The 14,032-nt window shown below is 71.0% G+C and carries 16 protein-coding genes; 8 read left to right on the forward strand and 8 right to left on the reverse strand.

From position 1 onward, the window contains the following. Nucleotides 1-30: 30 nt before the first annotated feature. The 8 genes from ACGRHY_RS27225 to ACGRHY_RS27260 form a co-directional block, all read right to left on the reverse strand. Nucleotides 31-1,344, reverse strand: coding sequence for a hypothetical protein (locus ACGRHY_RS27225; RefSeq protein ID WP_394638298.1), 1,314 nt, complete (start codon nt 1,342-1,344; stop codon nt 31-33). Next, the gene (locus ACGRHY_RS27230; RefSeq protein ID WP_394638299.1) at nt 1,341-1,676 is read right to left on the reverse strand and encodes a hypothetical protein; all 336 of its coding nucleotides are present in this window, start codon (nt 1,674-1,676) and stop codon (nt 1,341-1,343) included. Before ACGRHY_RS27230 ends, ACGRHY_RS27225 begins: the two co-directional genes overlap by 4 nt. A 287-nt stretch (nt 1,677-1,963) precedes the next feature. Continuing rightward, nucleotides 1,964-4,300, reverse strand: coding sequence for a hypothetical protein (locus ACGRHY_RS27235; protein WP_394638300.1), 2,337 nt, complete (start codon nt 4,298-4,300; stop codon nt 1,964-1,966). An 85-nt stretch (nt 4,301-4,385) separates the two neighbouring features. After that, the gene (locus ACGRHY_RS27240; RefSeq protein WP_394638301.1) at nt 4,386-4,640 is read right to left on the reverse strand and encodes a hypothetical protein; all 255 of its coding nucleotides are present in this window, start codon (nt 4,638-4,640) and stop codon (nt 4,386-4,388) included. Nucleotides 4,641-4,906: 266 nt separating this feature from the next. Then, the gene (locus ACGRHY_RS27245) at nt 4,907-5,416 is read right to left on the reverse strand and encodes a hypothetical protein (protein ID WP_394638302.1); all 510 of its coding nucleotides are present in this window, start codon (nt 5,414-5,416) and stop codon (nt 4,907-4,909) included. Nucleotides 5,417-5,807: 391 nt separating this feature from the next. Further along, nucleotides 5,808-6,065 carry a WhiB family transcriptional regulator gene (locus ACGRHY_RS27250; RefSeq protein ID WP_394638303.1) on the reverse strand — a complete coding sequence of 86 codons (258 nt, stop codon included), beginning with the start codon at nt 6,063-6,065 and terminating at the stop codon, nt 5,808-5,810. A 132-nt stretch (nt 6,066-6,197) separates the two neighbouring features. Then, nucleotides 6,198-6,680: an ATP-binding protein gene (locus ACGRHY_RS27255; protein WP_394638304.1), complete on the reverse strand. Its 483-nt coding sequence runs from the start codon at nt 6,678-6,680 to the stop codon at nt 6,198-6,200. Then, the gene (locus tag ACGRHY_RS27260; RefSeq protein WP_394638305.1) at nt 6,677-6,799 is read right to left on the reverse strand and encodes a hypothetical protein; all 123 of its coding nucleotides are present in this window, start codon (nt 6,797-6,799) and stop codon (nt 6,677-6,679) included. The genes ACGRHY_RS27255 and ACGRHY_RS27260 overlap by 4 nt, the downstream gene beginning before the upstream one ends. A 726-nt stretch (nt 6,800-7,525) precedes the next feature. On the opposite strand from ACGRHY_RS27260, the gene ACGRHY_RS27265 reads away from it, so the two are divergent. From ACGRHY_RS27265 to ACGRHY_RS27300, 8 genes are all read left to right on the forward strand, one after another. Continuing rightward, nucleotides 7,526-8,014: a winged helix-turn-helix domain-containing protein gene (locus ACGRHY_RS27265; protein ID WP_394638306.1), complete on the forward strand. Its 489-nt coding sequence runs from the start codon at nt 7,526-7,528 to the stop codon at nt 8,012-8,014. Between the two features lie 29 nt (nt 8,015-8,043). Beyond that, entirely contained in the window at nt 8,044-8,895 is an 852-nt protein-coding gene (locus ACGRHY_RS27270) for a DUF5919 domain-containing protein (RefSeq protein ID WP_394638307.1), read from the forward strand. Beyond that, complete coding sequence (locus ACGRHY_RS27275) at nt 8,892-9,689, forward strand: inositol monophosphatase family protein (RefSeq protein WP_394638308.1); 798 nt, start codon at nt 8,892-8,894, stop codon at nt 9,687-9,689. Before ACGRHY_RS27270 ends, ACGRHY_RS27275 begins: the two co-directional genes overlap by 4 nt. A 281-nt stretch (nt 9,690-9,970) precedes the next feature. Beyond that, nucleotides 9,971-11,128 (forward strand): methyltransferase domain-containing protein, encoded by a 1,158-nt coding sequence (locus ACGRHY_RS27280; protein ID WP_394638309.1) that lies wholly within the window; start codon nt 9,971-9,973, stop codon nt 11,126-11,128. A gap of 337 nt (nt 11,129-11,465) precedes the next feature. Further along, nucleotides 11,466-12,203 carry a hypothetical protein gene (locus tag ACGRHY_RS27285; RefSeq protein WP_394638310.1) on the forward strand — a complete coding sequence of 246 codons (738 nt, stop codon included), beginning with the start codon at nt 11,466-11,468 and terminating at the stop codon, nt 12,201-12,203. A gap of 16 nt (nt 12,204-12,219) precedes the next feature. Beyond that, entirely contained in the window at nt 12,220-12,858 is a 639-nt protein-coding gene (locus ACGRHY_RS27290; RefSeq protein WP_394638311.1) for a hypothetical protein, read from the forward strand. 36 nt (nt 12,859-12,894) lie between these two features. Beyond that, nucleotides 12,895-13,431 (forward strand): hypothetical protein, encoded by a 537-nt coding sequence (locus tag ACGRHY_RS27295; protein WP_394638312.1) that lies wholly within the window; start codon nt 12,895-12,897, stop codon nt 13,429-13,431. After that, nucleotides 13,428-13,868, forward strand: a complete 441-nt coding sequence (locus tag ACGRHY_RS27300; RefSeq protein WP_394638313.1) for a DUF5949 family protein — start codon at nt 13,428-13,430, stop codon at nt 13,866-13,868. Before ACGRHY_RS27295 ends, ACGRHY_RS27300 begins: the two co-directional genes overlap by 4 nt. Nucleotides 13,869-14,032: the final 164 nt, after the last annotated feature.

Here is a 14,032-nt window from a genome sequence, read left to right on the forward strand (position 1 = left end):
GCCTTGTCCGCTGCTACTTCTTCCACCGCGCTACACCAGCCCGATCGCCTGGGCGAGTATGGTCAGCAGCGTCTCCGGCCAGGCCCAGGAGCCGCCGGCGGCCGCGAACAGGGTGGAGGCGGTGAAGCCTCCGATCACAGCGCGCAGGTCGGAGTGGTTCCGCATGAAGAGGAACAGCGTGATGATCACCGCCAGCGCTCCGTAGCCCCAGGAGGCGGCCGGAGCGCTGGACAGTTGGAGGATGAGATTTGAAGGTCCCACCCATCCTGCGGATTCGTAGAAGGAGGAGGAGGCGAAGCCGAGCACGATGAGGATCTCGGTGTTGACCCAGCGGACGTACTTGTTGTTGCCGCCGCTCTTGAGGTAGAGGACGCAGAAAGCGGTCATGATGGCCGCGAGGCCGGCAGCCGTGATGGTGCCCAGGTTCAGGCCGCCGCCGAGGTCGGCGGCGAGCACGACGACGTGTCCGTCCATGTGAGGTCTTTCTGTATCGGCCCGGCGCTCGACCGGTGTGTGGACAACAGCGGTGACGATCAAGGTTGCGAGAGGGATCCGGCAGACCCAGCCGAGCGGGGGCCAGAACGCGCGGGCTCTCCAGGCCAGGAGGCCGCACGGGATCGCGGGGATGGCGATGATCCATAGCCAGGCCTCAGCTCTGCCGTGGAAGCCGGCGAGCTGGTCGCCGATCAGGGCGATGAGCCCGAAGCCCCAGCCCAGCAGCGCGGGTGTGCCCCACCGCAGGACCCACCAGATGCGGTTGACGTGCCAGCCGGACTGCTCCAGCGCGGCCGACCGAATGGCCGCCTCGATGGTGCCGGCGGGAGCGACCGGCGCCTGCGGGGCTTCTTTGTGGACGAGCTGCCACGGGCGCTGCCACGTCGGGTCGGCGTTCTGCACCTCACCGAGGCTGGCGTGGTCGGCGTCCGAGGAGACGGCGTCTTCGCCGTCTCCGTCTTCTACGGGCGCCGGGGCCGGGCCGGGATCCGGCTCGGCTGCGGGGTGTTGAGTCTGGCCGGCCGCAGGATTTTGGGCGGGACGGTTGCCGGTGTTGGTGTCCAGGTCGGCGTCCTGGCTCCAGTAGAGGTCGTCCCACCAACGGGATTCGGCAGTCTGGGACGGTGCACTCCGGCCCTGTGTGGCTGCGGCTGGGTGGGTCGCAGGTGCGGTGATGGGTTCTCCGGCAGCGTGCTCGCTGGGGTTGTGCCTGCCATCAGCTACGGCGTCATGACTCACGCCGGCCGGGGCCGGTGTGGTCTGCTCGCTGCCTGAGGTCGAGATGTCGGCGGGGGTGGCCAGAGTCCCGTCGGCGCTTGTGGCCGATGTCTGCCTCTGGTCGGTGGTCATGTGGCGGTGTACCTCTCCCACCCGAAGCGGGCGATTGCGGTGAGCATGAGATCTCGGGCCCGGAGCTCGTCCGGTCCGGGCTGGGTCGGGTCGTCGCGGACCGGCGCCGGGCAGGGCCGCAGGTGCCAGGAGAAGCCGTCGGGAAGCTGCGGTCCGAGCACGGCGCGGATGTCGTCGACGGGACCGGTCTGCCGGTCCGGGCCGGTGGTCTCACTGCCGGTCCGCGGACCGTCCGCCGGTCCGCTGTGGGACACAGAGCCCGCGGCGGTGCCGGTCCGGCGGTCCTCCAGCAGGCGTCGAGAAAGGCGGGCGGCACGGAGGTGTGAAGACATGGGGACTCCATGACAAAGGGGGGACGAGGTGGGGTGTGGCGGCGCGGGCCAGTGTCGGGAGGGCGGGGTGACCGGGCTGCGGCAGAGGCTCAGAGCGGGCCCGTCAGCCCCTCTCCCCCGGGGGTGACGTGGGTGGCCGTGGAGGCCGTCTACAGCGCCACCTACTCCACCTACAAGTCTCTTACCTGCTGTTTTGTAAGGAAAGGGGGTGCGGTGAGAGCGAGGTGGGGCCGCTCTGGCCGCCGCGCGGCGGCCAGAGCGGCGTGCGGCGCGGTGGCCGCGTGCGGTCAGACACCGGCGGGCGCTCGGTCCTCCTTCAGGGCCTTGGCGATCTCCCCGGCCCGGTCGGAGGCGATGGTGCCCTTCAGATCGCGGACCTTCTGGGCGATGGCGCGCTTGCCCGGTGTCTTGTTGCCCTCGGCCTGGAGCTGTTCCACCGCCCGTCGCTCCACCTTGGTGAGGGCCACCAGGACCTGGTCCGGTCCGTTGGTCTCGCGGTCCGGACCGGCGTGGAGAGCGGACCGGCGGTCCGCTCTGCCGGTCCGCTCTGCCGGACCGCGGTCCGCCCCAGCGGTCCGGTCCGTGCGGCCCACCGGGCGGGAGCCGGGAGCGGCCTCGGTCCGGCCCGGTCCGCTTCCGCCGATGGCCCGGTCCGGACCGAGCTGGCTGGACCGGGCCGGGTGGGCGGTCCCCCGGTCCTGTGCCTGGCCCGGCTCGTGCGGTCGGTCCAGGGCGGCGTCGGTCTGGTCCACCGGACCGTGGCTGGCGGCGCGGTCCGCTCCGCCGGTCCGGGAGCGGTCCGGCTCGGGAGCGGTCCGGTCCGGCCCGGTGCGGGACAGGGCCGACCCGGTGTCGGTCCGGTCCGCAGCGTTCCGGTCCGGGTCGGATGCGGACCGGGCGGTGTCCGTTCCGGTCCGGTCCATCGGGGAGATGGAGTGGACCGCGGGGATGGCCGCCGGACCGTGGTCACCGGTCCGCACGCGGGGGATGACGACGCGGTGCAGCGCCAGTCCGGACCGCTGTGCGGCCCGGTCCGCCCGCTGCACGGTCCGGTCCCCGGACCGGACCTGCAGTTCCCGGGCGGCGGCGGTCCAGGCCCGGTCCAAGGTGGTCAGCGAGCTGTCGGTGATCATCAGCGACCAGGCGGTCCAGGACTGGAGGGGGTAGCGGACCCAGCGGATCAGGCCCACCCGGGGACGCGGCCTGGGCAGCATCCCCTGCTCGCGCAGATACTGGCGGTGCACCAGCAGGGCGTACAGCTCCCACAGCACCATGCCGACGATGCTCATCGTGGCGAACGCGATCGCCGGCTGCGTCGGCGCGCCACCCGGCCCGCAGTGGTGGGCATAGTTCATGCCCGCCGCACCGGAGGCGAACACCCAGGTCATGACGCGGTAGATCAGGCCGGAGTCGCCCACCTGCCGCGCCTGGTGGTACATCCAGCCGGTGAACGCGGTAGTCAGCTCCCATGCGGCCGCGAACCCGAGCGCGAAGATCGTCCACCAGTCGAAGGCCTCGCGCGCGTAGGTCATCTGGGACCACCATGCCACCGCCATCGGGGCCAGGATCGGCCCGCCGACCAGAACCCGCCGGGCCTGGTTGCGCACCAGGCGTCGGAACCAGGCCCCGGCCCTGGACAGCCTGCTGCCCCAGGTGGGGCGGGCTGACCGGCGCTCGTGCCGGCGCTGCCGGGCTGCCTCCCGGCGCCGGAGGGCCGCGTTGCGGCGCTGGTCGCGCGCCTCCTGCCGGAGCCGGCGGCGCTCCAGGCGCCGTTCAGTCCGCGACAGTGCTCTGCGCCAGCGCTCGTCGGCCTCGGCGAGCTTGGTCTCCGCGGCGTCCACGGCTGCGGCCGCCTCCCGCTCACGCTCCTCGGCCCGGGCGATGACCTCACGGGCTTGCGCATCAGCCTGATCGGCCTGGCGGCGAAGATCCCCCTCGGTGCGCTGCCGCAGACGCGTCATCTCGTCCCTGGCCGTGGCCAGTTCCCGTCTGGTGTCCTCAAGGGTCTCCTGGGCCTGCGCGCGGATGCGGTCGGCGTCGGTCTCGGCATCACGCCGCAGCCGCTGAGCGGTCCGGTCGGCGTCCTCACGTACCCGCCCGGCCTCGGCGGTCACCTGTTCGGCACGGTCCTCGGCCTCCTGCACCAGGCGGCGGGCCCGCTCCTGAGCCTCTGCGCGGAGGGCCTCGGCCTGCGCCTGGGCGCGGTCCACAAGAACGTCTGCTTCGTGCTGCGCGGCATCCCGGATCCGGGCAGCCTCCTGCCGCGCAGCCGCGGTAGCTGTGTCCGTTGCCTCACGGGCCTTGTGCTCAGCCCGCTTGATCAGGTCCGCGGCCTGCTGCTCGGCGTCGGCCAGTACCTGGTCGGCCTGCGAACGGGCCTGGCACATGTGCCTCTCGGCGTCCCGGCGGGCATCCGCCCGCATCGCGGCGGCCTCGTTGCGGGCGGCGCCCACCAGGTCGGCGGCCCGATCGCGGTCGTTGGCGACCTGCTCGTCGGCCTCCGGGAACGAGGTCGTCGCTGCGGTCGGCCCGGCCGGCTCCGCGGCCGATGCAATGGCGGGCGCCGCCTTCCGACGGGGCGAGGAAGGCCGCTGCCTCGCCTTGGTCTTGGTGCGACGTGCCACGCCGCGCCTCCTCTCACATGAAACACGCGGGCCAGCCCGTGGAAGGGCTGGCCCGCGTTGCGGTGGCCGGGGACCGGCCGGTTGATCAGGACAACTCCAGTGCAGTGGCCGGGGCACCACCTGCTTTCGTCTCGTTGCGCTCCGGAAGCCGGGGGAGCACTGCGGTGGTCGGGGACCGGCCGCGGGATGCCTCGCGGTGCTCGCGCTCCGGCGCGAGCGCGGTGCCGACCTTGCCGGCAGGGAGGGCAGCGCCGGTGCCCGCGTCGAAGCGGTATAGGACCATGTGCCTCCCGGTGATCCGCCCGGCGGCCACCAGGCGGGGTCGGCGCGGTGTGCTCATGTGCGTCTCCTGCGGCCAGACCGGTACGAACCAAGCAGGGACGCCTCGGTCTTGTTGTGGTTCTTCCAGCCCATCCGGTCAGCGGTACGGGCGTCCTTGTGACCACACTCCATGGAGTGGCTGCGTCCGGTGCCGCCGTGCTGGGAGGGATCGGCGAAGCGGAAGTCCAGCGGCATTGCGTGCTGTCTCTTTCGTCTCTGGTCGCAGGGCTGTTGGGCGCAGCCAGCGCATCTGTTGGGCCGCGGGCCCATGGAGGTGGTGCGGCGTTATCGATCGTTGGTCGCCGCAGCGGTGATGTGGACAGTGGAGCTGCCGCAGATACCGGTCGCCTCCACCTGGTCGCCGATCACCTGCAGGTCTGGTGTGCGGATCGTGTGGATGAGAGCGCTGAGGCGCGAGGCCGGCAGCGGGCGGCCGACGTGCACGTCGACCTCGGCCGCCAAACCGGCGGTGTCGCCGAGCAGGTGGAACAGGCTGGCGATCAGAGTGTCGTCCTCCTCCTCAGGAGGCTGGTGATGCGCCACCGCAGCCGGGGCCACCGCGGCCAGCAGACGCGCCAGCCCGGCCCGCAAGTGCAAGACCACCGTGACCAGCTCGTCGGGCGTCAGGTCCTTCAACGGCAGCCCGATGGCTTCGGCCAGCAAGGCGCGGGCGGCCGCGACGGCTTCAGTACGGCGGGCGGCCGGAGAGGTAGCGGTGAGGCTGTTTCCGGCCAGCCTCACAAACTCCTCCAGGCTGGGGAAAATGGGGTCTGGCAACGGAACGTCGGCTGTCATGCCGTACCCCCTGCCCCGGGAAGGTTCCGCTCCTGGCCCGGGGCGCCATCGGGCACCACGCCGCCGTGAACCACGCCGGCCTCGGCAACCCGGCCGGCGAGGCACGGCATCAGCGGTCACCTCCGCAGAGGGCGGAGACGTGCGCGGACGCAGCCTCAGCGGCGAGGGCAATCGCCTCGGGGGAGACGGCAGCAGCGATTGCCCCCGACTGGGCGATCAGCGGGCAAGGGGGTGCTGGTGCAACCTGCTCCGGCTGTGGGGGGATGCAGAATGCGTCGGTGGGGTGGGACACCGTTCGAGCTCCTCTGCTGGAGGGGTTCGGGTCAGGGCCATGCCCGCAAAGAGCGCGGGGCGCCAGAGGGCTTCGCCTCCGGCTACGGCGGTACGCTGGTCAGGCCGAGGCGTTCCGGGCCCGCCAGCGGGCGGCGCGGCGCCGCATGATGCGGCGCTCTTCCTCGCTGAGCCCGCCCCACACGCCGTGGTCCTGGCCGTGCTCGAAGGCCCACTGCAGGCAGGTCTCCATTACGGGGCAGCGGCGGCAGACGGCCTTGGCCTCCTCGATCTGCAGCAGCGCGGGGCCGGTGTTGCCGATGGGGAAGAACAGCTCCGGGTCCTCTTCCCGGCACGAGGCTCGGTGGCGGAAGTCCATGAGGGTGCCCTTTCGTTCACAGGGAGGGATTGACAGTGGGGTAGTGCTGATGGCCCGGGTGGGGCGGAAGCCGGTGATCGCGGCCGCTGGCTGCGGTTGACCTGCCTCTCCCGCCCCGGCCTCGGGGAACGGCTAGGAGGCGATCAGGCAGCGGACCCGCTTGCCGACGGCGATGACGTCGATGCCGATGTGCTCGCACAGCAGACCAACGATGGACAGGCCCCGACCGGACTCCGCGTCCGCGCTGTCCAGCCGGACCGCGCCCGGCTGGGGCAGGTGGTCGGGGTCGGGGTCGGTCACGCTGACGCTGACACGACCGGCGTCGGCGCGGACCTCGACGATGAGCGGAGCGCCGTCGCCGCAGGCCCGCACAGCGTTGCCGACAAGTTCGGAGAGAACCAACTGCGCGGTGTGCGCGGTCTCTGCGGCGATACCGGCGTCCTGCAGGACCTGGACGGTGGCAGCGCGGAGACCGCTGAGGACCTCGGGCCCGACGGCCATATGCGCCAAGAGCGTGCCCGCGCGTATCTGCATCTCCAGGTCGAGGCCGTCATGCTGCGGCTTCGGCTGCTCGGTGACCATGGGTCCGGTTCCGTACGCCGTCGGGCCGGTCACCGCGCACCTCCGCTCTTGCCGGCGAGCACGCGGCGCAGCGCTTCCTCAATGATCGGGTCGTGCGGTGTGTCGTCGTCCTGTGCGGTGTTCAGCTGGATGGATGCCATGCTGGAAGTCACGGTCGGGGTCCTCTCTCGCGATGGGGTCGACCGACAGCGGCCCCGGGGTGCCTCCCGGGGCCGTCGCCGTTGGGGCTGAGCAGGGTCTGGCGGTCTGGGGTGTCACGAGTGGCCGCGGCCGTCGGCGCCCACCGTCAGGGCAGGCGTCGGCGACCGCGGTTACTGGTGAACCGGTGCGCGTTTCCAGCGCGCGTTGACCTCAGTCGGCGCGGGCCGCTCACGCCCGAGGAGGCCAGTCCCAGGCGGTCGTGGCAGCAGAAGGTATGCCGCACCGTTCTTTCAAGCCGGTTGCGCGATACGTCGTAGGCGGATGCCTTTTCTCGGCCGGCTGGTCTCCACCCGCCTCGGCCGGTGTTCGCGGCCGTCGTGATGCGGTGGATCACGCTGTGGAGTTCTCAAGGTGCGGCCGCTTCCTTCAGGCCCCGGCCGTGACCGGGGCCCTCCGGGCGGATAGCCGCCCCGGCGGTTGGCCAGGGCGTAGGGCGGGGCCTTGCCCGCTCCCGATGCGGAATCGGCCTGGGGCCGTCTCCTCGGTGACGCTGGTTCGGCGGCGAGCCGAGCCATGAACTACCTTGTGCACAAGGTTCAACCATGTGCACAAGGTTGTCAAGGAGGAATCTGATGGCGGAACAGCCCGTTCGGTTGGTAGGCCCGTGTCGCGTGTGCTGCACTAGGTGCAGCTTGCACATCCATGTGCACAAGGACCACGCACTAGAAAGGCGCACAGTGGGCGAGACTCTCGGCCAGCCCGAGTACCGCAGAGTCCGGGACGACCTGCACAGGAAGATCGCGGACGGCGAGCTGAAGGTCGGGGAGCCCATTCCGTCGACGAGCAAGTTGCAGGAGGAGTACGGCGTCTCGGTCACGGTGGTGCGCCGCGCGGTCAACGAGCTCCGCAGTGAGGGCCTGCTGTACGGCCAGTCAGGCAAGGGCGTCTTCGTCCACGCCAAGCCCGACACAGCCCGCGGTGAGCAGGCGACCCTTGAGCGCCTCGCCGAGGGCTTCGCCAACCTGGAGCGGCGAGTCGGCGATCTGGAGACCACCAACGCCGACGGAATTGCCGCGCTGCGGGCCGAACTCAACGAGATGAAGAAGCACGTGGCGTCCTTGCAGGCCCATCTCATCGATCTGTACGGGCGCACGGGCCAGCCGTACCCGCACCACATCCAGCCCGCTGCCACCGACACGCACGGCGACCAGGCCGCCGGCGCGTAGCTGGCCTTCCGAACCAGGGGGACTCGTCCTTGTCATCCGAAAGCGCAGCCGTCGTCCCGCTCCACGGCCGCCAGACCTACCGGCCCGACCTGCAGAGCATCGCGCGTGGACAACTGGCCCAGGCACGGGCGGCCAAGGGCCTGTCCTACGAGGACTTCGCGCACCTGCTGTCGACCATGCTGGGCTGGCCGGTCAGACCTGACACGGTCAGGGCCTGGGAGACCGACTCCGTACCGCCCGGCGACGTACTCGTAGCAGCGGAACTGATCGTCCGGCAGACGCCGAGGAGTCTGACCGATGGCGAGCCGCACGATGCGCTCACCCAGATCGTGGGCGACCAGTTCGCCGACCTTGCAGGCGTCTTCGCCAGCCGCTCCGAGTTTCAGGCGAAGCTGTCACCATCCGAGCTGCTGGACGACGCACGCGAGATCCGGGCCTGCGGCCTCAGCCTGAACCTTCTGTGTCAGACCTACTCCGAAGCCCGGCTCAGAGAGATCATCGAGGACGGGACGAGCCTGCGCTGTCTCTTCCTCAAGCCGGACGGCCGCTACATCGCAGAACGCGAGAAAGAGGAGGGCTACCCCGCGGGCCGACTCTCCGCGCTCACGGCCATGAACCTGACCATCCTGCAGGAACGGGTCTACGACCGGCTCTCCCCCGCGGCGCAGGGCAGGCTCGAGATCGGCGTGTACGACGAGCCGATCCGCTTCAACGTGCTCCTCATCGACGGCCAGCTCTGCGTAGCGCAGCCCTACCTGCCGGACGTCCGCGGTGTCGACTCCCCTACCTTCCTCATCCGCAAGCGCCGAGTGTCAGGCGGCCTGTACGCCACCTTCGACCAGATCTTCTCAACGCTCTGGGAAAGGCGGCTTGACCAGTGACCGACCTGCGCGCACTGCTGGACATCGCCAACCAGGCCGTCGACCATGCCGCCGCGATCGTCTCGCAGAAGGCGGTCGGCACGGTGACCGCCAAAGGCGACCGGGACATGGTCTCGGAACTCGACCTGGCGGTGGAGGAGCGAGTGCGGACCTTCCTGCACACCGAGACTCCCGAGATCGGGTTCCTGGGAGAAGAACAGGGCGGCCAGCGCCTCGGCAACCTCACCTGGTCCCTTGACCCGATCGACGGAACCGCCAACCTCGTCAGCGGCATCCCGCTGTGCGGCATCTCCCTCGGACTTTTCCGCAACGACACCGCCGTCCTCGGCGTGATCGATCTACCCTTCCTCCAAGACCGCTATGAAGCCGCCGAAGGCCAAGGCGCCTACCGCTTTGGACAGCGCATCCAGCCCAGCCGCACAACCCGGCTGCACGAGGCCATCGTGGCAGTCGGCGACTACGCCGTCGGTGAGAGGGCCGCGGAGCACAACCGGCAGCGCTTGAAGATCACCCAGCTGCTCGCTGAGCGCGCCCTGCGCGTACGCATGCTCGGCTCCGCTGCCATCGACCTGGCATGGGTAGCCTCAGGCCGGCTCGACGCGAGCATCGCCCTGAGCAACCACCCCTGGGACACGGCCGCTGGCATCGCCATCGCCCGCGAAGCCGGCGCCCACACCATGGACACTGCTGGCCGACCGCACGAGATGACATCGACGGCCACCATCACAGCCGCGCCCGGCCTGCGGGACGAAGTCCTGCGGCTTCTCCAGGACAGCGCGAACACCAGCGCCTAGCCGCGTGACCAGAACCCCGGCGCCGCAAGGACCTCTCATGCCGTCTGAGATCCGGCCGCTCAAGGCGCGCGGCCTTCACGACGGATTCCAGCCATAGTCACGGAAAGCTTCTCTCTTTGAGCTATCCGTCACGTTACGGTCTGGAGGATCGGACTGACCATCGGGAGGCGCCTCATGGGTAAGCACCGCTCTCCGGTCGGGGACGACGGCCACCAGCCCGGCCGTCCGATCCCTCCGGCGGAGCCGACTCCTGCACCGCCCCAGCCGGAATCGGACGAGGAGTGACATCGCACACCGCGCTGTCGCCCCCGGCGAACAGCAGGAACGACGGGCTGGCGGCCGAGATCACCAAAGCGCTGGGGCACCCGGTGCCCGCAGAGTGGCAACAGGCGCTGCACGCTGCCCCCAGACACCTGTTCCTGCCGCAGGTGCTGTGGCTGCGGGACGGCAACGGCGGATACGCCCCGTGCGACCGCGGCAGCGATCCCGAGCGATGGTGGGCGGCCGCGTACTCGGATGCGCCGCTGGTCGTCCAGTTCACCGAGGAGGAGGACGGATACCAGGTGCCGTCCTCGTCGGCTTCCGCGCCGAGCACGATGATCCGGATGCTGGAGCAGGCCGAACTCGGCGATGGGATGCGGGTGCTGGAGATCGGCGCCGGTACCGGGTTCCACGCCGCGCTGTTGTCGGCCCGACTGGGCAGCGAGCGTGTGGTCTCCGTCGAGATCGACTCGGAACTGACCGCCCAGGCCCGCACGAACCTTGCCGCGGCCGGACACGCCCCCACCGTGCGATGCGCGGACGGCGCGCAGGGCTGGGCGGCAGGCGGTCCGTACGACCGGATCATCTCCACCTGCGCGGTGCGGGCGGTACCGCCCGCCTGGCTGGAGCAGACCCGGCCTGGGGGCCGGCTCGTCATCCCGTGGAACACCGCATGGGTGGGATACGGCACGCTCACCCTGACCCGGCACCCGGACGGCAGCGCCTCGGGCCCGTTCGCGCCGTTCGGTTCCTACATGGTGATGCGTGGCCAGCGCTCCGGCATCGAGCTGGGTCGGGACGTGCTCCGCGCCGGGCAGGTCCCGCAGGTCTCCCACACCACGATCTCGCCCTGGGCGGTGGCCGGCAACGACCTTGACGCCCTGTTCGCGATCGGCCTGGCCGTACCGGATGTGTGGCACTCCTGGGATACCGAGACCGACGCGGCGCACACCCGGCTGTGGCTGGCCGACGACGACGCCACCTCCTGGGCGACCGTCGACTACGACGGCCACCAGACCGACACCTTCCGGGTGTCTCAGCACGGGCCGCGCCGGCTGTGGGATGCGGTGGAAGCCGCGCACCGGTCATGGGAAGCGGCCGGTCGGCCGAGCGTTGCCCGGTACGGGCTGACCGTCATGCCGGACGGCACCGCCACAGCATCGCTGAACTTCCCCTGACGGACGCCGCCGCACTCCCGCATCCCTGTCTCCCGCAGCCTGGCAGCCAGCCGTCATCGCATCAGCGGATCGGTGTGTTCAGTCACCGCCGCGCTGGGGTGACCGCCGGCCGAACGGGCCGGTGAGTAGCACGAGGCCTCGCCCGGGGAACAGGCGGGGTCTCGCCGGTCGGTCGCGGCTGCTTCAGCCGCCCAGGTGTTCCTTGTGGTTTCCCCTGACAACTCCGTACAGCTTGACACTGTACAGCGTGAGGCTGTAGCTTCGGGGTGTCGAGAGGGAGGAACCCGCGATAAACACCGCCGCAGCCGCCACCATCTGCATCTGGTGCCGCCGCGGCGTGGTCACCGCCGTGAAGACCGCCGGCCGGTGGGTCATCGACGCCGCCTCCCTCGCCCACCGCATCGCCATCGGCGCCCGCCGCACCCGCAAGGAGACCGCCGTGCCGCACATCGACCTGACCGCCACCTACACCGTCACCTACCCCAGCGGCCGCACCCCGACCGTCATCACCCCCAAGGTCCGCACCCGCGATCGCAACGGCGTCACCCTCACCACCGTCCGCGGCCTCGCCCCGCTGCTCGCCGGCCAGATCGACGCCATCACCGACGAGGGCGACCGCCTCCACACTCTTGAAGTCCTTTCCGGCGCCTCCATCGTCATCGCCGACAAGCCTCGGGACATCGGCTCCGCGATGATCGCCACCCGTGACGACGGCCGCCTGGCCGCCCACTACCAGGGCACCAAGGGCCTCCCCGTCGACACCGTCCTGGACCTCGCTGAGCGCCTGCGCACCCAGCTGTGGGAGAAGCCCGCCGCCGGCTCCGCCGACTACACCGCGCTCGCCGCCGAGGCCCGCGACCTGCACGCCCGCCTCACCCCGGCCAAGGACTGCCACCCCGCCGACCGCATCGGCGGCCACCGCGACCGCACCAGCGGCGCCCGCCGGGGCCGCAACGCCGCCCTGGCCGCCGCCAACGCCTTCGAGCGCGCCGCCGCCGACCCCACCGTCGATACCGCCCTCGCCCACGACCAGCTCGCCACCGCCCGCCGCACCGCCGCTCAGCTCGGCCGCTGAAAGGAAACCCCCGGCCATGCCCACCATCGTCAGCCTGAACCTGCGCACCGACGCCACCGACTGGCGCCCGGACTCCACCGGAGAGGGAGCCGAGCCGTACACCGTCTCCGGCTACCGCGAGGACGTCGACCTGGACCAGCTCACCCCCCGCGCGCGGGCACTGGCCGAGGCCATCGCCCAGTGCCCGGGCAGCCAGCCGCTGGACATCTGGGTGGAGTCCGACGACCCGATCCGCGACCGCAACCCCGACTGGCACCACTGGTACACCGAAGAGCAGGCCAGCCAGCCCGAGCGCCGGCCGTGGCGCGGCTGGTCGACGTTCCCGGCCACCTCGAAGATGACCGCCGTGGAGTGGCTGGAGCGGGAGGCGCGGAAGATCCCGCTGGGCTGGCACGTCCTCGGCGCGTCCCCCCGCACACCGGTCCCCTCCCTCGAGGCCGCGAAGAACGACCGCTATCTGACGCGGGACGAGGTGCTGGCGTACATGCGGGCCCGAGGCCGGGACATCTCGGTGTCCACCTGGAGCGCCTACACGGCCAAAACCCGGGGCCAGGCGCCGCAGGCGGACCGCTACGTCGGCCGCACCCCGCAGTGGAAGGTAGAGACCATCGACGCCTTCCTGGACGGCACGTGGAAGGCCGAGCCGCGCAGCTGAACACCCCGCCCGCCACTCCAGCGAAGGACAGCCCTCATGAACCTCGCCGACCTGATCACCGCCGCCGCCGGCGGCACCGCCACCCTCACCACACCTGATGGAGCCGGCACCCCCATCAGCCTTGCCGGAGCCGCTCGCGTCGCCGCCACCGTGGACGAGGACCGCATCGACATGTCCCTCGGTCTGCTCCCCGACCTCCCGCAGTGCTCGGTCGCCCTGGAGGAGGTGTGGGACGACGCCCCGGTCGTCGTCGTCCACGGCGTGCTGCGCTACCTCATCGAGGAGGACCTGCGGTTCACCCGGCTGTGCGTGACCGCCGGGTGCCACAACGAGCGCATCGGCCGGCGCCTGTCCACGAGCGTCTGCATGGACCACGTCGACAACGTGCTGCCGAACGCCGGCGACGACATCCTCCCCGACCTCCGGGAACGAGCAGCGGCGGAGAGCCGCACCCGCCGCCTGGACGTCCTGGACGAGGAGATCGCCGACCGGCAGCGCGACCTGAACGCCGACCGCCGCTGGGCGGAGAAGCTCCGCCAGACCAGCACCACCCGCAAGGAGCAGGCCCTGTGAACGCCCCGCTCGGCGGCCGCTTCGGCCAGCTCATCATGTCCGGCTGGATCGGCACCGACCCACGCAACGGCGACGACATCGCCTTCCTGTACCTGGGCACCCCCGGCAACGGATCGCTCGGCGCCCCGACCGCCGACGCCATGCAGGCCGTGGCACGCGAACTGGGCCTCAACCCCCGTCCGCGCACGATGACAGAGAAGCTGGCCGCCGACACCCACGTCACCTTCACCGACGGGTGGATCGATCTGCGGTTCCCCAACGGCGAGCACGTCCAGCACCCGGGCAGCACCGAACTGCGGCAGGTCGCGCAGCGCCGAGGCGAGCTCGTGCTGATGCTCACCTACCTGCCGATGCGCCCAGCAGTCGGTGTCGAGGACCACTCCGACCAGAGCATGAACAGCGGGCAGTTCACCCTCGGACTGGTTCCAGTCCACTGAGCGGCCACCCGGCCGAGTGACTGCGGACAGAGTGCTGGCTGTGGCATGCTGTCCGTGTCCCCGTCGCTGCGGGGGTGGACCCACATAATCCGTTCACCAAGCACCTGAACGATCGTGTTCCCCGCACCTGCGGGGGTGGACCGATGAGGGCTCAGGTCGTTCCC

The organism is Streptomyces shinuiensis (assembly GCF_043660855.1).
Lineage (GTDB): Bacteria > Actinomycetota > Actinomycetes > Streptomycetales > Streptomycetaceae > Streptomyces.

Coding starts and splice junctions, on each gene's coding strand:
- ACGRHY_RS27230 (WP_394638299.1), bottom strand. CDS start 1,676: ATGTCTTCACACCTCCGTGCCGCCCGCCTTTCTCGACGCCTGCTGGAG.
- ACGRHY_RS27245 (WP_394638302.1), bottom strand. CDS start 5,416: ATGACAGCCGACGTTCCGTTGCCAGACCCCATTTTCCCCAGCCTGGAG.
- ACGRHY_RS27225 (WP_394638298.1), bottom strand. CDS start 1,344: ATGACCACCGACCAGAGGCAGACATCGGCCACAAGCGCCGACGGGACT.
- ACGRHY_RS27240 (WP_394638301.1), bottom strand. CDS start 4,640: ATGAGCACACCGCGCCGACCCCGCCTGGTGGCCGCCGGGCGGATCACC.
- ACGRHY_RS27290 (WP_394638311.1), top strand. CDS start 12,220: ATGCCCACCATCGTCAGCCTGAACCTGCGCACCGACGCCACCGACTGG.
- ACGRHY_RS27250 (WP_394638303.1), bottom strand. CDS start 6,065: ATGGACTTCCGCCACCGAGCCTCGTGCCGGGAAGAGGACCCGGAGCTG.
- ACGRHY_RS27295 (WP_394638312.1), top strand. CDS start 12,895: ATGAACCTCGCCGACCTGATCACCGCCGCCGCCGGCGGCACCGCCACC.